The following is a 23,022-nucleotide window of genomic DNA, read 5'->3' as shown; positions in this document are numbered from 1 at the left end:
CGCCGATTCTCTCCCATCTTACCGAACAGGCGCCTAACCGATTCTTGTGAAGACCTAGTGTTTGATATCCTTTTGGCGGCTAAACGAAGCACGAGCAGGAGCGGTCGTCTTGCCAACAAATATATGGACCTTCTTCTTCACTTTTGTGTGAAAGGAGAATCCTTCCTGACAGAAATGATAAAAAAGTTGTTGACTGAATGCTCATTCATTTGTAAAATAAACATAAATGGAAATTATGAAAATTTTCTTTGTTGCGGCAACAAATTCGCTGGAAAAGCGGGGGAAGGGGAGAGAAGATGAACGTTTTATTAACGGTGAATTTGCTCGCGTTTTTGTTTGTAACCGCTTACGCTATCTATTTGTTTGCGTATGTCGTAAAAACGCGGGCAATGTACATTAAACTCGGCAAAAAAGTCGAGTTTGACGAAAAAGTCAATGAGCGGCTGCGAAGCATTTGGGTCAACGTCTTCGGCCAGAAAAAGTTGCTCAAAGACAAAAAAAGCGGCTTGATCCATGTCATCTTTTTCTACGGCTTTATTCTCGTCCAATTTGGCGCGATCGATTTTATCATTAAAGGTCTTGTGCCAGGGGCGCACTTGCCGCTCGGGCCGTTGTATCCAGGGTTTACGTTTTTCCAAGAAATTGTCACCTTGCTCATTTTAATCGCGGTGCTTGCCGCCTTTTACCGTCGTTACATTGAAAAGCTCGTCCGCTTAAAGCGTGATTTCAAAGCCGGACTTGTTCTCATTTTTATCGGTGGACTCATGTTGTCCGTTTTATTCGGCAACGGGATGAGCCGGATTTGGCACGGCGAAGAAGCTGCATGGAGCGAACCGGTTGCTTCGCTTATTGCCGGTGCGTTTTCGTGGATCGGGGAAACCGGGGCCGCGGTACTGTTTTTTGTCGCTTGGTGGGTGCATTTATTGATTTTGCTGACGTTCCTCGTGTACGTGCCGCAATCGAAGCACGCTCACTTGATCGCTGCACCAATCAACGTCTTTTTCAGCCGGCTGACGCGGCCGAAGCTTACGCCGATCAACTTTGAAGACGAAAGCCAAGAGTCATTTGGCGTTGGCAAAATTGAGGATTTTACGCAAAAGCAGTTGATTGACTTGTATGCTTGTGTCGAGTGTGGCCGCTGTACGAGCATGTGTCCAGCGACCGGCACAGGGAAAATGTTGTCGCCGATGGATTTGATTTTGAAGCTGCGCGACCACTTGACGGAAAAAGGAGCGGTCGTCACATCGCGTGCCCCGTGGGTGCCGACGTTCGCCTTCAAAAATACGAAAGGCAATCAGCTCGCATTCGCTGCGGCATCGGAGCAGGCAGCGACGATTGAAATGCCAAGCTTGATCGGTGACGTCATCACTGAAGAAGAAATTTGGGCTTGTACGACGTGTCGCAACTGTGAAGACCAATGCCCGGTCATGAACGAACACGTCGATAAAATTATTGACTTGCGCCGCTACCTCGTTTTGACTGAAGGGCGGATGAATCCAGACGCACAGCGGGCGATGACGAATATCGAGCGTCAAGGCAACCCGTGGGGGTTAAACCGGAAAGAGCGGGAAAACTGGCGCGAGTTGCGTGACGATGTCCACGTCCCAACGGTAAAAGAAGCGAAGAAGGCCGGGGAAGAGATCGAGTACTTGTTCTGGGTTGGTTCGATGGGTTCATACGACAGCCGCAGCCAAAAAATTGCCCTCGCCTTTGCTAAGCTGCTGAACGAAGCAGGTGTCAAGTTTGCGATTTTAGGTAACAAAGAGAAAAACTCGGGCGATACTCCGCGTCGGTTAGGAAACGAGTTTTTGTTCCAAGAATTAGCAAGTAACAACATCGCTGAGTTCGAAAAAGCGGGCGTCAACAAAATCGTCACGATCGACCCGCACGCTTACAATGCGTTTAAAAACGAATACCCGGACTTTGGACTCGAGGTCGAAGTGTACCACCATACCGAGCTGCTTGCCAAGCTCATCGAAGAAGGACGGCTTGTACCGAAATATCCGGTCCATGAACGCATTACGTTCCATGATTCGTGTTATTTAGGACGCTACAATGACGTCTATGACGCGCCACGGCAAATTTTGCGCGCCATCCCGGGTGTTGAACTCGTCGAAATGGAGCGCAACCGTGAACGCGGCATGTGCTGCGGCGCCGGCGGAGGTCTCATGTGGATGGAGGAGACAACCGGCAACCGGATCAACGTCGCTCGTACGGAACAGGCGCTTGCTGTCAATCCGACGGTCATCAGTTCCGGGTGTCCGTACTGCTTGACAATGTTGTCGGACGGTACGAAGGCGAAAGAGGTAGAAGACCGCGTCTCGACGTACGATGTCGCTGAACTATTGGCGAAATCAGTGTTTGGTGAGGAAAAAGAAGAAGCCGCATCATAAAATGGTTGCACAGACAATTTCTATTTTTTAAAATAGTAAGTACAATATTCTATTTGTGAAAGAGATGGTGTACGGTCGTACGCCTTCTCTTTCGCCTCGCCATCGAGCGAACGTTCAGTCTGTAATTTGTAATCGCTTTCTTATATGAAAAAGGGGGAGAGAAATGATGGGGAAAACGGTGATTGTTAACGGGGCGCGCACCCCGTTTGGAAAATTAGGCGGTGCTTTGCAAGCGTTATCAGCAGCTGAACTTGGTGGCATTGCTGTGAAAGAGGCGCTCGCCCGCGCCAACGTAAGCACAGAACAAGTTGATCATGTCATTTTGGGCACTGTTCTACAAGGTGGACAGGGGCAGCTTCCGTCGCGGCAGGCGATGCGCCATGCCGGTATTCCGTGGCACGTCCGCACTGAGACGGTGAATAAAGTGTGCGCATCCGGCATGCGTGCGGTAACACTCGCTGACCAGCTCATTCGTTTAGGTGACGCCGAGGTCGTCGTCGCCGGCGGGATGGAGTCGATGAGCAACGCACCGTACGTGTTGCCGAAAGCGCGCTGGGGGCTGCGGATGGGTGACAGCACGGTAAAAGATTTGATGGTATATGATGGCCTCACATGCAGCTTTACCGGCGTTCATATGGGCGTTTACGGCGGAAACTCGGCGCGTGAGCTTGGCATCACCCGAGAGGCGCAAGACGAGTGGGCATACCGCAGCCATATTCGCGCCATCGCCGCCATCGAAGCGGGCCGCCTCGCTGAAGAAATCGTTCCGGTGACAATCCCGCAACGTAAAGGCGCCCCTCTTGTCGTTGAACATGACGAGGCGCCGCGAAAAGACACATCGCTTGAAAAACTGGCGAAACTGCCGCCGGTGTTCGATCCGCAAGGCACGATCACAGCCGGCAATGCCCCGGGCGTCAACGACGGCGCTGCGGCACTCGTCTTAATGAGCGAAGAGCGCGCCGCCCGCGAAGGGCTCGAACCGCTTGCAACCGTTGTCGCTCACACGGCCATCGCTGTCGAGGCGAAAGACTTCCCGAAAACGCCGGGGCTTGTTATTAATGAGCTGCTCCGCAAAACGGGGAAAACGGTCGATGACATCGCCTTGTTCGAAGTGAATGAAGCGTTCGCCGCTGTCGCATTGGCGGCCATTCAAATCGCCGGTCTTGACCCGGAAAAAGTGAATGTCAACGGAGGCGCCGTTGCCCTTGGTCATCCGATCGGCGCCAGCGGCGCGCGCATCATCTTAACACTCATTCATGAGCTGAAACGTCGTGGCGGCGGCCTCGGCATCGCCGCGATTTGCAGTGGCGGCGGCCAAGGTGACGCCATCTTAGTCGAAGTATAAGGGGTGTTGGGAGCGCGACAAGCTCGCGTCTCGTATGGCGGCACGGGGACGGCGGTGTCGCCGTCTGTCCCTGCGTGACATCATGCTGTCGCTAAGGAACGGGTACGACTTGTCGCCGGATGTCGTCAAGACACAGGAAGCGGCCTGTTGCGATCTCGTCTTCGTGATGCGGCCGCGACGCGGGGTACAACCTGTCGCCCCTCTGTCCTTTGGTGAGGAGACCGAGACGGTAGGTGAGGCCGCCTGCCGCTGCCTTGTCGTTCAGTGACGAAGTCATGAAACGGAGTCATATTTTCGGAGCAATGCTAAGAGCGCACGGTGCGGCAGTGTACCTCATGTTGCGGCTATAGGGCGGGATGCAGCGTGTCGCTGCTATACCTATCGAGGTTGAAACGGCGGCATCGGCCGCCGGAAAACTAACGGATATCCTGCACGTTCATTTTTCAGAAATACACATAGATGGGGGATAAGAACATGGACGTAAAAACAATCATGGTCGTCGGTGCCGGTCAAATGGGATCAGGTATTGCTCAAGTATGTGCTGTCGCCGGCTATGACGTACTTTTATATGACATTAGCGAAGCGCAATTGGATAAAGGAATCGCGAACATTGAAAAACTGCTCGCTCGCCAAGTGGAAAAAGGGAAAATGGCGGCAGCGGACAAGGACGCGGCGCTGTCGCGGCTTTCCCGTTCCACCGACTTGCATGATGCCACCGACGCTGACCTTGTCATCGAAGCCGTTGTCGAAAACATGGATGTGAAAACGAAGCTGTTTGCCGAGTTGGACAAAATCGCCCGCCCGGAGACGATCTTAGCTTCCAATACGTCGTCACTTCCGATTACGGAAATCGCAGCGGCGACAAAGCGGCCAGACAAAGTAATCGGCATGCACTTTATGAACCCGGTGCCGGTCATGAAGCTAGTGGAAATTATCCGCGGGTTGGCGACGGCTGATGAGGTATACGAGACGATCGAAGCGGTCACCCGGACGCTTGGCAAAGTACCGGTTGAAGTAAACGACTTTCCAGGCTTTATTTCCAATCGTGTACTCATGCCGATGATTAACGAAGCGATTTACGCTTTGTACGAAGGAGTAGCAACAAAAGAGGCGATCGATGAAGTGATGAAACTTGGCATGAACCATCCGATGGGGCCGCTCACGCTCGCTGACTTTATCGGATTGGACACGTGCTTATACATTATGGAAACGCTTCATGAAGGGTTCGGCGACGACAAGTACCGCCCGTGCCCGCTGTTGCGCAAATACGTCAAGGCTGGTTGGCTTGGTCGCAAGACGGGGCGCGGATTTTACACGTACGAGTAAGTAGATAGAGGCAACATTGACAAACAACATGAAAAAGGGGGATGTCCCGTGCAATTTCGGTTTACGGAAGAACAAGAAATGATGCGGCAAATGGTGCGCGAATTTGCAGCAGCGGAAATCGCTCCGTTTGTTGAGCGCATGGAGCAAGGAGAATTTCCGCGCCCGATTTTAGCTAAAATGGCCGAGCTCGGCTTAATGGGGATCACTGTTCCGGAACAGTACGGCGGCGCAGGCATGGACTTTCTTTCGTACATTATCGCTATCCATGAAATTTCGAAAGTGAGCCCGACGGTCGGTGTCATTTTATCGGTGCACACGTCCGTCGGCACGAACCCGATTTTGTATTTCGGCACGGAAGAACAGAAACAAAAATATGTGACGAAACTCGCTCGCGGTGAGTATTTAGGGGCGTTTTGCCTCACCGAACCGAGTGCTGGCTCGGATGCGAAAAGCTTGAAGACAAAAGCGGTGCGTCGCGGCGATACGTATGTGTTGAACGGCTCAAAAATTTTCATCACCAACGGTGGAGAAGCGGACACGTACATCGTGTTTGCCCGCACGAATCCGGAGGAAACCGGCAGCCGCGGCATTTCCGCGTTTATCGTTGAAAAAGGGACGCCGGGTATGGAGATCGGCAAAGATGAAAAGAAAATGGGGTTGCACGGATCGCGGACGGTGACAATCACGTTTGACGACGCTGAGGTGCCAGCGGAAAACTTGCTCGGCCAAGAAGGGGAAGGATTTAAAATTGCTATGGCCAACCTTGATGTCGGCCGGATCGGCATCGCTGCCCAAGCGCTTGGCATTGCGGAAGCAGCGGTCGAACATGCTGTGGCCTATGCCAAAGAACGGGTGCAGTTTGGCAAACCAATTGCCGAGCAGCAAGGCGTGGCCTTTAAGCTTGCTGATATGGCAACGGCGGCGGAAGCGGCGAAATGGCTCGTCTACCGCGCCGCTTGGTTGCGCGCTCAAGGCTTGCCGTGCGGCAAAGAAGCGTCGATGGCCAAACTGTTTGCCTCGCAAACGGCGATGGATAATGCCATCGAAGCCGTGCAAATTTTTGGCGGCAACGGTTATACGAAAGATTATCCGGTCGAGCGGCTGTTCCGCGATGCGAAAATTACGCAAATTTACGAAGGGACGAGCGAAATCCAGCGGATTGTCATTAGCAAGCAACTGACCAAACAGTAATCAAAACAAGGGGAAGAGGATTTTTTATAGAAAACGGGGGAATGAAGCGATGAATTTTCAATTGAGCGAAGAACATGAAATGTTGCGGAAAATGGTGCGTGAATTTGCCGAAAACGAAGTGGCGCCTACGGCCGCTGAGCGTGATGAGGAAGAGCGGTTTGACCGCAGCATTTTCAACAAAATGGCCGAACTTGGCTTAACGGGCATCCCGTGGCCGGAAGAGTATGGCGGCATCGGCAGCGACTATTTGGCGTATGTCATTGCGGTCGAAGAGTTGTCGCGCGTCTGTGCCTCGACCGGGGTGACGCTCTCCGCCCATATTTCGCTTGCAAGCTGGCCGATTTATAAGTTCGGCACGGAAGAGCAAAAGCAGAAGTATTTGCGCGCTTTGGCAACCGGGGAAAAGCTCGGAGCATACGGGCTGTCCGAGCCGGGAGCAGGGTCTGATGTCGCCTCGATGAAAACGCGTGCCATCAAAGACGGCGACCATTACGTGTTAAACGGTTCGAAAGTATGGATCACGAACGGCGGCGAGGCAGAGATTTACGTCGTCTTTGCCGTCACTGATCCGGAAAAGCGGCATAAAGGGATCAGCGCCTTTATCGTCGAAAAAGGGACGCCGGGCTTTTCAATCGGCAAAAAAGAAAAGAAACTTGGCATCCGTTCGTCGCCGACGACTGAGCTCATTTTTGAAGATTGCCGCATCCCGAAAGAAAACTTGCTCGGTCAAGAAGGGGAAGGGTTTAAGATCGCGATGATGACGTTAGACGGCGGCCGCAACGGCATCGCCGCCCAAGCGGTCGGCATCGCTCAAGGAGCGTTGGATGCCGCTGTGGACTACGCGAAACAGCGCGTCCAATTCGGTAAACCGATCGCTGAACAGCAAGGGGTTTCCTTTAAGCTCGCCGACATGGCGACAGCCATTGAAGCGGCTCGGCTGTTGACATACCAAGCGGCATGGCTCGAGTCAAACGGCTTGCCATACGGCAAGGCATCGGCGATGGCAAAACTGTTTGCCGGCGACACGGCGATGAAAGTGACTGTCGATGCGGTGCAAATCTTTGGCGGCAACGGTTATACGAAAGACTATCCAGTTGAACGGTTTATGCGCGATGCGAAAATTACGCAAATTTACGAAGGGACACAAGAAATTCAGCGCCTCGTTATTTCGCGGATGTTGACGCGCGATTAATGATAGCAGCGCTTGAACGTTTGAATCGCAGCAGCCGTTTCAAGGAGCGCGCTCTATGTGCTGCTGCGAGGGGGATCTTCGTGATTTCGGGGACGTGCCGTGCGGGTCATGGCAATGAGTTCGGGGGTGTACCGCACGACATGTCTCGTTCTGCCGCAACGGGCAGTCGGGTGGTGCGCCGCCTAGCTGCTAAACGGGAATGGGGGAGAGGAACGTAAATGAAAAAACGGGAAGTGATCGCATCGGTCAAAGATGAAAAGCTCGTGAAAAAACGCCGCAACGAAATGATTAAAGGGGCGATTTCCCTTTTTAAACAAAAAGGTTTCTACCAAACGACAACGAGGGAAATCGCCAAAGCGTCCGGATTTAGCATTGGCACACTATATGAGTATATCCGCAAAAAAGAAGATGTCTTGTATTTAGTGTGTGACCGCATTTACGACGAGGTGCGGGAGCGGACCGAACAAGACCTTGGCGATCATCATGGCACGATTGAAGGATTGCGGCGTGCGATCGCTCACTATTTTCGTGTCGTTGATGAACTCGACGACGAAGTGCTCGTCATGTACCAAGAGTTGAAGGCGTTAAGCAAAGAATCGCTCCCATACGTTCTCAATAAAGAGCTTGATATGACGGCTATTTTCGAGCATATTTTGCGCACATGCGTCGAAAGCGGTGCGCTGCAGCTTTCTGAAAGTGAGATTCGCCTCTTTGCCCACAACATTATCGTGCTTGGGCAAATGTGGGCGTTCCGTCGTTGGGCGCTGCGGAAAATGTATACGCTCGAAGAATATATTGAATGTCAGACGGAGTTTTTATTAAAGGGGATTATGGAGAAACAGAAAGCTTGAACAAAGGGGGAGAGATGATGGCGCATATTTATCGTCCGAAGCATCATGTTCGCTTTGTGACAGCGTCCAGCTTGTTTGACGGCCATGACGCGTCCATCAACATTATGCGCCGCATTTTGCAAGCGAGCGGCGCCGAAGTCATCCATTTAGGCCATAACCGCTCCGTTGAAGAAATCGTCAATGCGGCCATCCAAGAGGATGTGCAAGGCATTGCCGTTTCCTCCTATCAAGGCGGCCACATGGAATTTTTTAAATATATGTATGATTTGCTGCAAGAGCGGGGGGCGCCTCATATCCGCATTTACGGCGGCGGGGGCGGCGTGATCATCCCGCGCGAAATCAAGGAATTGCATGAGTACGGAATTGCCCGCATTTTCTCGCCGGAAGACGGCCGTCGCCTTGGTTTGCAAGGGATGATTAATGTGATGCTTGAAGAATGTGATTTTCCAACCGTGACGGCCGTGACGGATGAAATCGAACGGCTCCAAACCGGCGATGTGCAAGCCATCGCCCGGCTCATTACGCTGTGTGAATATCGCACTGAGGCAGGCCAAGAGGCAGCTGCTGCGGCTGAAGCTGCTATCGAGCAAGTGAAGACGATGGAAAAACGCGTACCGGTGCTCGGGATCACCGGCACGGGCGGTGCGGGGAAAAGCTCGCTCACTGATGAGCTCGTCCGTCGCTTTTTAAATGAAATCCCAGAGATCAAGATCGCTATTTTATCCGTCGACCCGACGAAGCAAAAAACAGGCGGCGCGCTGTTAGGGGACCGAATTCGGATGAACGCCATTCATTCGCCGCGTGTCTATATGCGGAGCCTGGCGACGCGCCATTCCCGTTCCGAGCTGTCGCCGGCGATTCGCGATGCCATTTCGGTCGTCAAGGCGGCCGGGTTTGATCTCGTCATTGTCGAAACGAGCGGGATCGGCCAAGGCGATGCCGCCATTACTGAAGTGTGCGATGTCTCGATGTATGTGATGACGAGCGAGTTCGGAGCGCCGACGCAGCTCGAGAAAATCGATATGATCGACTACGCCGATTTGATCGCGATTAACAAATTTGAGCGCAAAGGGTCAGAAGATGCGAAACGGCAAGTGCAAAAACAATATCAGCGCAGCCGCCAGCTGTTTGATCGCGACGTATCGGAAATGCCGGTATACGGCACGATCGCCAGCCAGTTTAACGATCCGGGCACGAATACGCTCTTTGTCGCACTCGTCGATACGATCAACCGGAAAACAGGGACGAACTGGAAGACAAGTTTAAATACGGTTGCCAACGTTGAAAAGCATAACGTCATCATTCCAAATGAGCGCCGCTATTATTTGCGTGAAATCGCTGAGACGGTGCGTTCGTATCATCGCCGCGCCGAACAGCAGGTGGAGATTGCGCGCCGCTTGTTCCAAATTGAAGGGGCGATTGAAGCGGCCAATGAGCGCGGCGAGTCTGACGATGTCATCCGCGCGCTCGAGACGCTCAAAGCCGATTATGAAGCGAAGCTGACGCCGGAATCGAAACGTATTTTAGCGACGTGGGAAGAGACGAAGGCGAAATATGCCGCCAAGCAACTTGTGACAAAAGTGCGTGATAAAGAAATCGTCACTGAGCTGACGACAAAAACGTTGTCCGGCTTGGACATTCCGAAAGTCATCTTGCCAAAATTTAAAGACTACGGGGAAATTTTGCGCTGGGTGTATAAAGAAAACGTCCCTGGCTCATTCCCGTATACGGCTGGCGTCTTCCCGTTCAAGCGTCAAGGGGAAGACCCGAAGCGTCAGTTTGCCGGCGAAGGGACGCCGGAGCGCACCAACCGTCGCTTCCACTACTTATGCAAAGAAGACAAAGCGAAACGGCTTAGCACGGCATTTGACTCGGTCACGCTCTACGGCGAAGATCCGGACTATCGACCGGATATTTTTGGCAAAGTTGGGGAAAGCGGCGTCAGCATTTGTACGCTGGATGACATGAAGAAACTGTACAAAGGGTTTGATTTGTGCGACCCGCTTACATCGGTGTCGATGACGATCAACGGTCCGGCTCCGATTTTGCTGGCAATGTTTATGAATACGGCCATCGACCAACAAGTCGAAAAGCGGGAACAAGAGCTTGGTCGTCCGCTTACGCCGGAAGAGTACGAACAAGTGAAAGCCGCGACGCTGCAAACGGTGCGTGGCACGGTGCAAGCCGACATTTTAAAAGAAGACCAAGGACAAAATACGTGCATTTTCTCGACCGATTTTGCCTTAAAAATGATGGGCGACATTCAAGAATATTTCATTAAGCATCGTGTCCGGAACTATTATTCAGTGTCGATTTCCGGCTACCATATCGCTGAGGCTGGGGCGAATCCGATTACCCAGCTGGCGTTTACGCTCGCCAATGGCTTTACGTACGTCGAATATTATTTAAGCCGCGGCATGCATATCGATGATTTCGCGCCGAACTTGTCGTTTTTCTTCAGCAACGGCCTCGATCCGGAATATTCGGTGATCGGCCGTGTCGCCCGCCGCATTTGGGCGGTCGTCATGCGCGAAAAATACGGCGCCAATGAACGAAGCCAAAAGCTGAAATACCATATTCAAACGTCTGGCCGTTCGCTTCACGCCCAAGAAATCGATTTTAACGACATTCGTACGACCTTGCAGGCGCTTCTGGCGATTTATGATAACTGCAATTCGCTCCATACGAACGCTTATGACGAAGCGATTACGACGCCGACCGAGGAGTCGGTCCGCCGGGCGATGGCCATCCAGCTCATTATTACAAAAGAGTTTGGCCTAGCGAAAAACGAAAATCCGCTCCAAGGCTCGTTCATTATTGAGGAGCTCACCGACCTCGTCGAAGAAGCGGTCTTGCAAGAGTTCGAGCGGTTAAACGACCGCGGCGGCGTGCTCGGAGCGATGGAAATGCAGTATCAGCGCGGTAAAATTCAAGACGAATCGCTCTATTACGAGACGAAAAAACATAGCGGGGAACTGCCGATTATCGGCGTGAATACGTTCCTCAATCCGAACCCGCCGTCGGAAGATGAACTGAACAACCTTGAGCTCGCTCGGGCGACGTATGAAGAAAAAGAGCTGCAAATCCGCAATTTGCGTGAATTCCAAGAGCGGAACAAAGACAAAGTCGGCCCGGCGCTCGAGCGCTTAAAACAAGTGGCAATTAGTGGCGGTAACATTTTCGAAGAATTGATGGAAACCGTCAAAGTGGCCAGCCTCGGGCAAATTACCCGCGCGTTGTACGAAGTCGGCGGGCAATACCGACGGAATATGTAGGAAAGCGTGTTCGTCGGCCTCCGTCAGCGGCGGCGATCCGCCCTTTGACCGGCACTATACAACCGCTTATGATTCTTCGCTCTCCTAGAGTCAAAACGGGAAATGTTATTGGAATAAAATGTATCTCATTGGACGGATAGGTCGGAAAGAGGGCTGCCTTTGCTGCGAGGCGGTCCTCTTTTTGCTTTTTTCGCTAAATAGCTAGCATAAACGCCACCAATTTGTTTATAATGAATGGTATGTATTCCACTTGCATTCATTTGTTTCATTATATAGAAGGGGAGTGCTGAATTTGAGCCTGCAGCAGCAATACTCGCCAGAGGAATTGCAGGAGATGTCGTTCGTCGAGTTGGCGAACCTCATTTTGCTTAATAAGCGGGAGGCGCTGCCGTTTGACCAAATCGTCCGTGAAGCAGCGGCATTGACCGGCGCAACGGAGGACGACATCGCCGCGCGGCTTGCCCAGTATTACACTGATTTAAACATCGACGGACGGTTTATTTGCGTCGGGGAAAACGTCTGGGGGCTGCGCGCATGGTATCCGTTTGACCAGACCGAAGACGAAACGGTGACGATTGTCAAGCCGAAGAAGAAGAAAAAAGTGCTTGATGACGAATACGACGATTACGAAGAGTTGCTTGACGAAGAAGATCTTGATTATGACGATCTCGATGAATACGATGACGAAGAGCTTGAGGTCGACGACGAAGAGCTGCTTGAAGATGAGGAGTTCGACCTTGACGAAGATGTCGATTTTGAAGACGACGTGCTCGATGACGAAGAGTTTGAACTGGACGAAGAGCCGCTTGACGAAGATCTCGATCTCGAGGAGACAGAGGAAGACGAATAACCGCTTGACTTTGCCGAGGGAACTCGGTACAATGTGTGTTGGGCTCTTAAAAAACGGACGAATGGAATAATCGCTCCCTTACATATCGTAAGTGGAGCGTTTTTTATTTGCGCCTTTCGCAAACACTGAAACTGTTACTGTAATTTCGGCAAGGGGGAAGACAAGATGACAAAGTACATTTTTGTGACGGGCGGTGTCGTTTCTTCGCTAGGAAAAGGAATTACGGCTGCGTCGCTCGGGCGACTATTGAAAAACCGTGGATTGAACGTGACGATCCAAAAGTTTGACCCGTACATTAACGTTGACCCAGGAACCATGAGCCCGTACCAGCACGGTGAAGTGTTTGTCACCGATGACGGCGCGGAAACGGATTTAGACTTAGGGCATTATGAGCGGTTTATCGATATTAATTTGAACAAATACAGCAACGTCACCACCGGAAAAATTTATTCCGCCGTTATCCGTAAAGAGCGGCGCGGCGACTACTTAGGTGGTACGGTGCAAGTCATCCCGCACATTACGAATGAAATCAAAGAGCGCGTCTTCCGCGCCGGGAAGGAAACGAACGCCGATGTCGTGATTACGGAGATTGGCGGTACAGTCGGTGACATCGAGTCGCTTCCGTTTTTGGAGGCCATTCGTCAAATCAAGAGCGATGTTGGCCGCGAAAATGTCATGTACATTCATTGTACGCTCGTGCCGTACATTAAAGCGGCTGGAGAAATGAAAACGAAGCCGACGCAGCATAGCGTGAAAGAACTGCGCAGCCTCGGCATTCAACCGAACATCATTGTCGTGCGCACGGAAATGCCGATGCCACAAGAAATGAAAGACAAAATTGCACTATTTTGCGATATCGACCCGAAAGCGGTCATTGAATCGTACGACGCGGATACGCTATATGCTGTTCCGCTCATGCTGCAAGAACAAAAGCTTGACCAAATCGTCTGCGAACATTTGCGCCTCAACTGCCGCGAAGCGGATATGACGGAATGGAAAGCGCTCGTGGAGAAAGTGCGCAACTTATCGAAAACGACGAAAATCGCCCTCGTCGGCAAATACGTCGAACTGCCGGACGCTTACATCTCGGTCGTTGAAGCGCTCCGTCATGCCGGCTATGCGTTTGATACGGACATTGACATCCAATGGGTCAATGCGGAACATGTGACGCGCGACAATGTGGCCGAGCTGTTAAAAGATGCTGATGGCATTCTCGTTCCGGGCGGGTTCGGCGACCGCGGTGTTGAAGGGAAAATTGAAGCGATTCGCTATGCCCGTGAACAGCGTGTGCCGTTCTTAGGCATTTGCTTAGGGATGCAGCTCGCTTCGATCGAATTTGCTCGTCATGTCGTCGGCCTCACCGGCGCCCATTCGGCTGAATTTGACCCGAATACGCCGCATCCAATCATCGACTTGCTTCCGGAACAAAAAGATGTCGAAGATTTAGGCGGTACGCTCCGTCTCGGCTTGTACCCGTGCAAGCTGCAAGAAGGGACGCTTGCCCATGCTGCGTACGGCGATGAAGTCATTTATGAACGCCATCGTCATCGGTACGAATTTAACAACCAATACAGAAACTTAATGGAAGAGCATGGCTTCGTCTTCTCTGGCACAAGCCCGGACGGACGGCTTGTTGAAGTCATTGAGCTGAAAGACCATCCATGGTTTGTCGCTGCTCAGTTCCATCCGGAGTTCACTTCGCGTCCGACGCGGCCGCAGCCGCTGTTCCGCGAGTTTGTCAAAGCGTCGCTAAAACAGTGACGAAAAAACGGTGTCCGTTTGTCGGACACCGTTCAGCTTGTCGACAAAGTCGACAAGCTGTTTTATTATGAAGGTAAGACGAGGGAGAAATGGAGGAAAGGAACGATGCTTCGGCCACACCAAGAAGATGGGCGCTATACCGAAACCACGGTGAAACTGGATGATCTGGTTCCAGAGGATCACTTGGTAAGAAAGCTGGATGCGGCCATTGATTTTTCTTTTATCTATGATGTGGTGAAAGATCTCTACTCTCCTGATCATGGACGTCCGAGCATTGATCCAGTGATGTTGTTTAAAATGTATTTGATTCAGTATGTATTTGGGATTCGCTCCATGCGTGAAACCGTCGAACAAATCCGAACCAACGTCGCCTACCGTTGGTTTTTAGGACTTAGTCTTCATGATCCCGTTCCTCATCACTCGACGCCAAGTAAAAACTATGCGCGTCGTTTCGCTGGAACGGATGTATTCCATCAAATTTTTTCACGGATTTTAAAAGAAGCCTTTGAACACGGATTGGTAGATTCGAGTGTCTTGTACGTAGACTCCACTCATGTCAAAGCAAGCGCCAATAAAAAGAAGTTTACAACGGAAATGGCAGAAGTCGAAGCCAAAGCCTACCAACAGGAACTCGAAAAAGAAATCGAACGGGATCGGATCGCTCATGGAAAATCGCCGTTGCCATCTGAGAAAAAAAAAAAACGGGAAGTAAAAGTAAGCAAAACGGATCCGGAGAGCGGACTGTTGGTGAAAAATGAACGGGAGCGAGTGTTTGCCTATTCGTATCATACAGCTTGTGATCGCAACGGATGGATTCTACAGACCTACGTGACGGCAGCCAACGTCCATGACAGTCAAGCGTTTTTTGTGCTGTTCGAACGAGTGAAACGGGAAATCCAATCATGTCCGGAAGCCGTGTGTGTAGACGCAGGATATAAAACTCCTGCCATTGCCAAGTATTTACTCGAACAAGGGGTAAAGCCGATTTGGCCGTACACTCGCCCGAAAACAAAAGATGGATTCTTTCGGAAATCAGATTTTGTGTATGACGAATATTTTGATTGTTATCTATGCCCCAATGATCAAGTTCTATCTTACTCTACTACGAATCGGGAAGGGTACCGGGAATACAAATCGGACCCGGCGGTGTGCCGAAGCTGTCCGTATCTTCATCAGTGCACGCAAAGCAAGAGCTACACCAAAGTAGTCACTCGCCACGTATGGCAGGACTACTATGAAGAAGCAGAGCATTTGCGGTATGTTCCGGAATACCGGGAACTCTATGCCCTCCGAAAAGAGACGATTGAACGGGATTTCGCCGATATGAAAGAGAAGCATGGTCTGCGCTGGACGCATTACCGGGGATTGGAAAAAAATGAGGCGCAGGCGATGCTTGTTTGTGCTGCCATGAATTTAAAAAAACTGGCGAATTACCTATGGAAGGCGAAGCACCGCCCTTTCTTTTCCTTTGCATGGCTTCCCATCCTACCCACTTTTTTTGAAAACATAGTCTATTTATGGAACAAAATGGGTTTCAGACATTCGTCTGAAACCCATTTTGTCAACAGTCTGAAACGGTGTCCGTTTGTCGGACACCGTTTTTTGATGGTTTCATTCGATGGACGCACCTGTTTTCATAGCGGTGGTTACTTATACTCCTCCAAAATTTCATCAAGTAGCACAAGCAGTCCGTAGTAGATGAACGAAGCGGTAACCACCGTTGGCATGGCGATGCGGCGGCCATCTTCTGTCGGTACGAGCGGACGCGAGAGTTTGCTGTCAATATGGATAGCAGCGATATCCGCTAATCCAGGTTCGTCTTTGACAAGCGTTGCGACAGCGACCGTATCAACGCCGCGTGCTTGCAGCTGTTCAACGAGGCGGATCGCCTCTTCATCGTTGGAAAAACGGGCGAACACAAGCGCCCGGTCTGTTTCGTTCCAATCATCTGCCGCCTCCGGTTCGAGGCGCGCTGCTTTTGGCAGTGAATCCGGGCCGAGAAGGGCAGCAGTGACGACCGCATCCAGCTCGCCTGTCCCATATAGCCAAATGCGCCCGTCGCCAATGGCTGCTTGGGCGAGCAAGCGCGCTCCGTCCTCCAGCGCCAGTTCTTCATCGGCGGTGATTTTTTGCAACAGTCCGATCGTTTGTGTCGTCAAAATTTTCATCGTTCGGCCTCCTTTCGACGTTATTATACAAAACGCACAAATGGCAAGAAAAGCAAGCAGGAAATACGTTCGGAAAATGCGAAACATTAATAGGGAGAAAAAAGGAATAGAGGTGCATAACCGTGGGGAACAAAATTTTGATAGTCGACGACCAATATGGCATCCGCATTTTGTTAAACGAAGTGTTTCAACGCGAAGGATATGTGACATACCAGGCGGCCAACGGTATGCAGGCGCTTGAAATTGTTCGCAAACACCATCCCGATCTTGTGCTTCTCGATATGAAAATTCCCGGCATGGACGGTATTGAAATTTTAAAGCGGCTGAAAGACATTGACCCAGATATTAAAGTGATCATCATGACGGCGTATGGAGAGCTTGATATGATTCAGGAAACAAAAGAGCTCGGCGCGCTGATGCATTTTGCCAAGCCGTTTGATATCGATGATTTGCGCGCTGCCGTTAAAAAACATATTTCTGTGTAGAAGTGCGTTTTTAGCTGCTGGTACAACTTTAGCAGAATAAAGACTGGAAATGTTGCTGTTTTGCTGACAAGTTGGTATGCTTATAACGTAGATGTATTTTGCGCCTGTGGGCCTACGTTCCGCCATGGCGACAAAGACGACGATCAGCTAAGGAGGATGTAACCATGCCGTTAGTATCGATGAAAGAGATGCTCAACGAGGCGCTGCGCGGCAAATACGCGGTCGGCCAATTTAACATTAACAACTTAGAGTGGACGCAAGCCATTTTAGCGGCGGCTGAAGAGGAAAAATCGCCGGTTATTCTCGGCGTTTCCGAAGGGGCAGCTCGCTATATGGGTGGCTTTAAAACGGTCGTCAACATGGTGAAAGGCTTAATGGAAGACATGAACATTACGGTTCCAGTTGCCATTCACCTTGACCATGGTTCGAGCTTTGAAAAATGTAAAGCGGCAATCGACGCCGGATTCACCTCGGTCATGATTGACGCCTCCCACCACCCGTTTGAAGAGAACGTCCGCATCACCTCGCAAGTCGTTGAATACGCCCATGCGCGCGGCGTTTCTGTTGAGGCCGAGCTTGGCATCGTCGGCGGGCAAGAGGACGATGTCATCGGTGAAGGTGTCATTTACGCTGATCCGAAAGAATGTGAAGAGCTTGTCAAGCGGACAGGCATCGACTGCCTTGCTCCGGCGCTCGGTTCGGTGCATGGCCCTTACAAAGGGGAGCCAAAACTCGGATTTGCGGAAATGGAACAAATCCGCGACTTAACCGGCATTCCGCTTGTGCTTCACGGCGGCACCGGCATCCCAACTGAGCAAATCCAGCGCGCGATTTCCCTTGGCACATCGAAAATCAACGTCAATACGGAAAACCAAATCGCCTTTACGAAAGTCGTTCGCGAGTTGCTTGCGAAAGATGCAAACGTTTATGACCCGCGCAAAATTATCGGCCCAGGCCGCGATGCGATCAAAGCGACGGTCATCGGCAAAATGCGCGAGTTCGGTTCGTCCGGAAAAGCGGCACAATAACGCGAAAACGGCAAGATCGGCTCAGCAGGCGGCTTTCAGCCGCCGCCCGGGCTTGCCTGCTTGCGCCCAAATCATGGCAAGGAGGGTCACTTATGAAATTTTTTATTGATACGGCAAATTTAGAGGAGATTAAACACGCTCACGAACTCGGTATTTTAGCCGGTGTAACGACTAACCCAAGCTTAGTGGCGAAAGAAAACGTCTCGTTCCACGATCGGTTGCGCGAAATTACGTCGATCGTTTCCGGTTCGGTAAGCGCCGAGGTTATTTCAACTGATGCGCCAGGCATGATTGAAGAAGGAGAAGAGCTGGCGAAAATTGCTCCGAACATCACGATTAAAGTCCCGATGACGCCGGAAGGGTTAAAAGCGGTAAAAGCGTTCAGCGAAAAAGGCATCAAAACGAACGTCACGCTTGTGTTTACCGCCAACCAGGCGCTGTTGGCTGCGCGCGCCGGCGCGACATACGTCTCTCCGTTCCTCGGCCGCCTCGATGATATCGGCCATAACGGCTTAGAGCTCATTTCCACAATCGCTGACATTTTCAACATTCATGGCATTGAAACAGAAATCATTGCGGCTTCGATCCGCCACCCACACCATGTGACAGAAGCAGCTTTGCGTGGGGCGCATATTGCCACCGTACCGTACAAAGTGCTGATGCAATTATTTAACCACCCACTCACTGACCAAGGAATTGAGAAGTTTCTCGCTGACTGGAATCGGCAACAATGAGAATAAGGCCTTTGCCTTCTAGGTTAAGCGGGCTGACCTTGCCGCGTTCGGGCTGGGGAATTCAGCCCGCCTGACCACTTTCTCGTCCCTAGGGGTGAAGCCAACTTCCGAGCAAAGAAGGGAGACGACGATGGATAAAATAAAAATTATCGGCGGGGATCGGCTGCAGGGGACGATTAAAGTGAGCGGCGCGAAAAACAGCGCTGTCGCCTTGATTCCTGCGGCGATTTTAGCCGATTCGCCGGTGACGATCGAAGGGTTGCCGGACATTTCCGACGTGCGCATTTTGGGAAGCTTGATCGAAGAGATCGGCGGTTCGTTTTGGTTTGACGGCAAAAAGGCGATCATCGATCCGACGAACATGGTTTCTATGCCGCTTCCAAACGGAAAAGTAAAAAAACTGCGCGCTTCGTACTATTTGATGGGAGCGATGCTTGGCCGGTTCAAAAAAGCGGTCGTCGGCCTGCCGGGCGGCTGTCATCTCGGACCGCGCCCGATCGACCAGCACATTAAAGGATTTGAGGCGCTCGGTGCAACGGTAACGAACGAGCAGGGCGCCATTTACTTGCGCGCTGAGGAGCTCCGCGGGGCCCGCATTTTTTTGGACGTCGTCAGCGTCGGTGCGACGATCAACATTATGCTGGCGGCGGTGCGCGCCAAAGGGCGGACGATTATCGAAAACGCCGCGAAAGAGCCGGAAATCATTGATGTGGCAACATTGCTTTCGAATATGGGCGCAAAAATTAAAGGCGCGGGCACCGATGTCATCCGTATCGACGGCGTCGAAAAATTATCGGGCTGCCGCCATGCCATCATCCCAGATCGGATTGAAGCCGGTACGTATATGATTGCCGCCGCAGCGACCGGCAACGAAGTTGTCATTGACAACGTTATTCCGCAGCACGTCGAATCACTGACGGCGAAATTGCGCGAGATGGGCGTGCACGTCGAGACGGGTGCGGATCAAATTTGGATCTGCGGCTCCGATGTTTTGAAAGCGGTTGACGTCAAAACGCTCGTCTACCCGGGGTTCCCGACCGATTTGCAGCAGCCGTTAACCGCCTTGTTGACGAAAGCAGACGGCACGAGTGTCGTCACGGATACGATTTACAGCGCACGCTTCAAACATATCGATGAATTGCGGCGCATGAACGCGAACGTGAAAGTCGAAGGTCGCTCGGCCATTATCACTGGTCCGGTCAATTTGCAAGGCGCAAAAGTAAAAGCGAGCGACTTGCGCGCTGGGGCGGCGCTCGTTATCGCCGGGCTCATGGCAGAAGGAGTGACCGAAATCACTGGCGTTGAGCATATCGATCGTGGCTACAGTGGGTTAGTGGAAAAGCTGTCTAAGATCGGCGCCACCATTTGGCGTGAAAAAATGACCGATGAAGAAATTGAACAAGTAAAAAATGCGTAACGTCAAGTGCAAAGGGGAAGGGGAGAACAGCAATGGAACGAAGCTTGTCAATGGAACTCGTGCGCGTCACTGAAGCGGCCGCGCTTGCGGCGGCTCGCTGGATGGGACGCGGAAAAAAGAATGAAGCTGATGATGCAGCGACATCGGCGATGCGCGATGTGTTTGACACGGTGCCGATGAAAGGAACGGTCGTCATCGGCGAAGGAGAAATGGATGAAGCGCCGATGCTGTATATTGGAGAAAAGCTCGGCAACGGCTACGGCCCGCGCGTCGATGTCGCCGTCGATCCGCTTGAGGGAACGAACATCGTCGCTTCGGGGGGCTGGAACGCCCTAGCTGTCGTCGCTGTCGCCGACCACGGCCATTTGCTCCATGCTCCGGATATGTACATGGAAAAAATTGCGGTTGGTCCGGAAGCAGTCGGCATGATTGATATTGAAGCGCCGATCATCGACAATTTAAAAGCGGTAGCGAAAGCGAAAAACAAAGATATTGAAGATGTGGTCGCCATCGTCTTAAACCGTCCGCGCCATGAACGGCTCATCCAAGAGCTGCGAGAAGCTGGTGCGCGCATAAAACTCATTAATGACGGCGATGTGGCTGCCGCTATTAATACAGCGTTTGACCATACCGGCGTTGACATTTTGTTCGGCTCAGGCGGTGCGCCGGAAGGGGTGCTCGCAGCGGTCGCCTTAAAATGCCTTGGCGGCGAACTGCAAGGGAAATTACTGCCGCAAAATGACGCCGAACTCGAACGGTGCAAACAAATGGGAATTGACGTGAACAAAGTGTTACGCATGGATGACTTAGTGAAAGGAGACGACGCCATTTTCGCCGCCACCGGTGTTACGGATGGCGAGCTGCTGCGCGGCGTGCAGCTCAAAGGAGCGTACGGTCTTACCCACTCGGTCGTCATGCGCGCCAAATCCGGCACCGTTCGTTTCATCGAGGGACGGCATAGCTTGAAGAAAAAACCGAACTTAGTCATTAAGTAACATCCTCCTATCCGGTCTGGTGGCGGCACCGCCCCCCCTCTGGTGCCGCTCCCTGTCCGGAAAAGCAAAAAAAGATTGATTAAAAATAAGCAAAAAGGGTAAAATAGTCATGTTACCTGTGCAAAAATAAGCTCTGCCATTCTACTTCCTTATTTCAGCCTTCATCATCTTCTAAACGAATGATCCCTTCGCCTGTCGAATTGATGACAAATATGTCCAAACGAGAACGATGGGAGAATAGGAAACTTTGCAAAGTGTGGTGTCAAGATGGAATTAACGTTAGCAGCTTTAGAAAACATGAAGTTAAAAGAGCTGTATGAGCTCGCTAGACAATATAAAATTTCGTATTACAGCAAATTGACAAAAAAAGAGCTTATTTTTGCTATTTTGAAAGCGCGTGCCGAACAAGACGGCCTCTTTTTCATGGAAGGCGTCCTCGAAATCATTCCGTCGGAAGGATTTGGCTTTTTGCGTCCGATCAACTATTCCCCGAGTTCGGAAGACATTTACATTTCCGCTTCCCAAATTCGCCGTTTTGATTTGCGCAACGGGGATAAAGTATCCGGCAAAGTGCGGAAGCCAAAAGAAAATGAGCGTTATTTCGGCTTGCTCCACGTGGAAGCGGTCAACGGGGAAGACCCAGAAATCGCTAAAGAGCGCGTCCATTTTCCGGCGTTAACCCCTTTATATCCGAATCGGCAAATGAAGCTGGAGACAACGCCGGACAAGCTGTCGACCCGCATCATCGACCTCATCGCTCCAGTCGGCTTTGGCCAGCGCGGGCTGATCGTCGCTCCGCCAAAAGCAGGGAAAACAATGCTACTCAAAGAAATCGCCAACAGCATTACTGCTAACCATCCAGATGTCGAGCTGATCGTCCTCCTGATTGACGAACGGCCAGAAGAAGTGACCGATATCGAGCGGTCTGTGCAAGGGGACGTTGTCAGCTCGACGTTTGACGAAGTGCCGGAAAACCATATTAAAGTGGCCGAACTCGTCTTGGAGCGGGCGATGCGTTTGGTCGAGCATAAGCGCGATGTCGTCATTTTAATGGACAGCATCACCCGTTTGGCCCGGGCGTACAACTTAGTCATTCCACCGAGCGGCCGCACGCTCTCCGGCGGGATCGACCCAGCTGCGTTTCATCGTCCGAAACGGTTTTTTGGCGCGGCCCGCAACATCGAAGAAGGCGGCAGCTTAACGATTTTGGCGACCGCCTTAGTGGATACCGGCTCGCGTATGGACGATGTCATTTACGAAGAATTTAAAGGCACTGGCAATATGGAACTCCATCTCGACCGGTCGCTTGCTGAGCGCCGCATCTTCCCAGCGATCGACATTCGTCGTTCTGGCACGCGTAAAGAGGAGCTCCTCATTCCGAAAGAACATTTGGACAAACTGTGGGCGATCCGGAAAACTATGGCTGATTCCCCGGACTTTATCGAACGGTTTTTAAACAAGCTGCGCCGCACGAAGTCGAATGAAGAATTTTTCGCTTTGCTCGACCAAGAATGGAGAAGCGGCGGTCCGATCCGTATCTAAACGGCTGGTGGAACTTGCCGTAAATCGCCCGTTGCAAATCAGCGGAAAAGCTGTTATAATCTTAACATGTGTGTTTTAGATAACGCTTATGTGTTCACACGATGAACCGTCTGTACCGGCCGGGCTGTTCTCATGAGGCCTCGGTCGTTCCATGCATGGTGCTTCGCCATAGAGGCGGAAGTGCCTTGGGCATCGAGCCCGCACGAACGAATAACTCTGTTTCGATGAGATACAGGGCGGAAGGAGATGAAAACGATGAAACAAGGGATCCATCCAGCGTACAAAAAAGTGATCGTCCGCTGCGCATGCGGAAACGAGTTCGAAAGCGGTTCGGTCAAAGACGAGCTGCGCGTCGAGATTTGCTCGGAATGCCATCCGTTCTTTACGGGCAAACAAAAATTCGTTTCGGCAGCGGGCCGCGTCGATAAATTCAATAAAAAATACGGCCTTAAGTAAAAAGAGAACGAAA

19 protein-coding genes are annotated in these 23,022 nt (G+C 51.5%); 18 read left to right on the top strand and 1 reads right to left on the bottom strand.

The window, feature by feature from the left end; translation table 11 throughout:
• Window positions 1-296 precede the first annotated feature (296 nt).
• From IC804_RS09235 to IC804_RS09185, 11 genes are all read left to right on the top strand, one after another.
• Complete coding sequence (locus IC804_RS09235; protein ID WP_008880732.1) at window positions 297-2,393, top strand: (Fe-S)-binding protein; 2,097 nt, start codon at window positions 297-299, stop codon at window positions 2,391-2,393.
• Between the two features lie 166 nt (window positions 2,394-2,559).
• Window positions 2,560-3,738 carry an acetyl-CoA C-acetyltransferase gene (locus IC804_RS09230; protein WP_029761114.1) on the top strand — a complete coding sequence of 393 codons (1,179 nt, stop codon included), beginning with the start codon at window positions 2,560-2,562 and terminating at the stop codon, window positions 3,736-3,738.
• Between the two features lie 474 nt (window positions 3,739-4,212).
• Complete coding sequence (locus tag IC804_RS09225; protein ID WP_011888415.1) at window positions 4,213-5,064, top strand: 3-hydroxybutyryl-CoA dehydrogenase; 852 nt, start codon at window positions 4,213-4,215, stop codon at window positions 5,062-5,064.
• A gap of 48 nt (window positions 5,065-5,112) precedes the next feature.
• Window positions 5,113-6,255: an acyl-CoA dehydrogenase gene (locus tag IC804_RS09220; protein WP_008880729.1), complete on the top strand. Its 1,143-nt coding sequence runs from the start codon at window positions 5,113-5,115 to the stop codon at window positions 6,253-6,255.
• Window positions 6,256-6,304: 49 nt separating this feature from the next.
• Entirely contained in the window at window positions 6,305-7,447 is a 1,143-nt protein-coding gene (locus IC804_RS09215; RefSeq protein WP_011888414.1) for an acyl-CoA dehydrogenase, read from the top strand.
• Window positions 7,448-7,527: 80 nt separating this feature from the next.
• Entirely contained in the window at window positions 7,528-7,665 is a 138-nt protein-coding gene (locus IC804_RS09210) for a hypothetical protein (protein ID WP_008880727.1), read from the top strand.
• Window positions 7,666-8,298, top strand: coding sequence for a TetR/AcrR family transcriptional regulator (locus IC804_RS09205; RefSeq protein WP_008880726.1), 633 nt, complete (start codon window positions 7,666-7,668; stop codon window positions 8,296-8,298).
• A 17-nt stretch (window positions 8,299-8,315) separates the two neighbouring features.
• Window positions 8,316-11,573 (top strand): fused isobutyryl-CoA mutase/GTPase IcmF, encoded by a 3,258-nt coding sequence (gene icmF / locus IC804_RS09200; protein WP_060476312.1) that lies wholly within the window; start codon window positions 8,316-8,318, stop codon window positions 11,571-11,573.
• Between the two features lie 292 nt (window positions 11,574-11,865).
• Complete coding sequence (rpoE, locus tag IC804_RS09195) at window positions 11,866-12,423, top strand: DNA-directed RNA polymerase subunit delta (protein ID WP_011888412.1); 558 nt, start codon at window positions 11,866-11,868, stop codon at window positions 12,421-12,423.
• A gap of 165 nt (window positions 12,424-12,588) precedes the next feature.
• Window positions 12,589-14,184: a CTP synthase gene (locus tag IC804_RS09190; RefSeq protein ID WP_008880723.1), complete on the top strand. Its 1,596-nt coding sequence runs from the start codon at window positions 12,589-12,591 to the stop codon at window positions 14,182-14,184.
• Window positions 14,185-14,289: 105 nt separating this feature from the next.
• A complete protein-coding gene (locus IC804_RS09185; RefSeq protein WP_223812930.1) occupies window positions 14,290-15,879 on the top strand; it encodes an IS1182 family transposase in 1,590 nt (529 codons plus the stop codon).
• Here IC804_RS09185 and IC804_RS09180 read toward each other — a convergent pair.
• Window positions 15,831-16,352 (bottom strand): DUF2529 domain-containing protein, encoded by a 522-nt coding sequence (locus IC804_RS09180; RefSeq protein WP_041264760.1) that lies wholly within the window; start codon window positions 16,350-16,352, stop codon window positions 15,831-15,833. The two genes, IC804_RS09185 and IC804_RS09180, sit on opposite strands and share 49 nt — an antisense overlap.
• Window positions 16,353-16,474: 122 nt before the next feature.
• Between IC804_RS09180 and IC804_RS09175 the strand changes: the two genes are divergently transcribed.
• The 7 genes from IC804_RS09175 (at window position 16,475) to rpmE (ending at window position 23,009) form a co-directional block, all read left to right on the top strand.
• On the top strand, window positions 16,475-16,837 hold the full coding sequence (locus tag IC804_RS09175) for a response regulator (RefSeq protein ID WP_008880721.1): 363 nt from the start codon (window positions 16,475-16,477) through the stop codon (window positions 16,835-16,837).
• Between the two features lie 164 nt (window positions 16,838-17,001).
• A complete protein-coding gene (locus IC804_RS09170) occupies window positions 17,002-17,865 on the top strand; it encodes a class II fructose-bisphosphate aldolase (RefSeq protein ID WP_008880720.1) in 864 nt (287 codons plus the stop codon).
• Window positions 17,866-17,957: 92 nt separating this feature from the next.
• The gene (gene fsa / locus IC804_RS09165) at window positions 17,958-18,599 is read left to right on the top strand and encodes a fructose-6-phosphate aldolase (RefSeq protein ID WP_008880719.1); all 642 of its coding nucleotides are present in this window, start codon (window positions 17,958-17,960) and stop codon (window positions 18,597-18,599) included.
• A 130-nt stretch (window positions 18,600-18,729) separates the two neighbouring features.
• Complete coding sequence (locus IC804_RS09160; RefSeq protein ID WP_008880718.1) at window positions 18,730-20,016, top strand: UDP-N-acetylglucosamine 1-carboxyvinyltransferase; 1,287 nt, start codon at window positions 18,730-18,732, stop codon at window positions 20,014-20,016.
• A 32-nt stretch (window positions 20,017-20,048) separates the two neighbouring features.
• Window positions 20,049-21,011 (top strand): class II fructose-bisphosphatase, encoded by a 963-nt coding sequence (glpX, locus tag IC804_RS09155; protein WP_011888409.1) that lies wholly within the window; start codon window positions 20,049-20,051, stop codon window positions 21,009-21,011.
• Between the two features lie 267 nt (window positions 21,012-21,278).
• Window positions 21,279-22,553 (top strand): transcription termination factor Rho, encoded by a 1,275-nt coding sequence (gene rho / locus IC804_RS09150; protein WP_008880716.1) that lies wholly within the window; start codon window positions 21,279-21,281, stop codon window positions 22,551-22,553.
• A 255-nt stretch (window positions 22,554-22,808) separates the two neighbouring features.
• A complete protein-coding gene (gene rpmE / locus IC804_RS09145) occupies window positions 22,809-23,009 on the top strand; it encodes a 50S ribosomal protein L31 (protein WP_008880715.1) in 201 nt (66 codons plus the stop codon).
• Window positions 23,010-23,022 lie beyond the last annotated feature (13 nt).

It is taken from the genome of Geobacillus sp. 47C-IIb (genome assembly GCF_014679705.1).
Classification (GTDB): Bacteria; Bacillota; Bacilli; order Bacillales; family Anoxybacillaceae; genus Geobacillus; species Geobacillus thermodenitrificans.
This window is presented reverse-complemented; position numbering and strand designations above follow the sequence as displayed.

What these genes read in the sequence shown, in the direction of transcription:
- fsa (WP_008880719.1), top strand. Translation starts at nt 17,958, where the DNA reads ATGAAATTTTTTATTGATACGGCAAATTTAGAGGAGATTAAACACGCT.
- IC804_RS09185 (WP_223812930.1), top strand. Translation starts at nt 14,290, where the DNA reads ATGCTTCGGCCACACCAAGAAGATGGGCGCTATACCGAAACCACGGTG.
- IC804_RS09215 (WP_011888414.1), top strand. Translation starts at nt 6,305, where the DNA reads ATGAATTTTCAATTGAGCGAAGAACATGAAATGTTGCGGAAAATGGTG.
- icmF (WP_060476312.1), top strand. Translation starts at nt 8,316, where the DNA reads ATGGCGCATATTTATCGTCCGAAGCATCATGTTCGCTTTGTGACAGCG.
- rpmE (WP_008880715.1), top strand. Translation starts at nt 22,809, where the DNA reads ATGAAACAAGGGATCCATCCAGCGTACAAAAAAGTGATCGTCCGCTGC.
- IC804_RS09205 (WP_008880726.1), top strand. Translation starts at nt 7,666, where the DNA reads ATGAAAAAACGGGAAGTGATCGCATCGGTCAAAGATGAAAAGCTCGTG.
- IC804_RS09235 (WP_008880732.1), top strand. Translation starts at nt 297, where the DNA reads ATGAACGTTTTATTAACGGTGAATTTGCTCGCGTTTTTGTTTGTAACC.
- IC804_RS09225 (WP_011888415.1), top strand. Translation starts at nt 4,213, where the DNA reads ATGGACGTAAAAACAATCATGGTCGTCGGTGCCGGTCAAATGGGATCA.
- IC804_RS09230 (WP_029761114.1), top strand. Translation starts at nt 2,560, where the DNA reads ATGGGGAAAACGGTGATTGTTAACGGGGCGCGCACCCCGTTTGGAAAA.
- rho (WP_008880716.1), top strand. Translation starts at nt 21,279, where the DNA reads ATGGAATTAACGTTAGCAGCTTTAGAAAACATGAAGTTAAAAGAGCTG.
- IC804_RS09190 (WP_008880723.1), top strand. Translation starts at nt 12,589, where the DNA reads ATGACAAAGTACATTTTTGTGACGGGCGGTGTCGTTTCTTCGCTAGGA.
- IC804_RS09180 (WP_041264760.1), bottom strand. Translation starts at nt 16,352, where the DNA reads ATGAAAATTTTGACGACACAAACGATCGGACTGTTGCAAAAAATCACC.
- IC804_RS09160 (WP_008880718.1), top strand. Translation starts at nt 18,730, where the DNA reads ATGGATAAAATAAAAATTATCGGCGGGGATCGGCTGCAGGGGACGATT.
- glpX (WP_011888409.1), top strand. Translation starts at nt 20,049, where the DNA reads ATGGAACGAAGCTTGTCAATGGAACTCGTGCGCGTCACTGAAGCGGCC.
- IC804_RS09170 (WP_008880720.1), top strand. Translation starts at nt 17,002, where the DNA reads ATGCCGTTAGTATCGATGAAAGAGATGCTCAACGAGGCGCTGCGCGGC.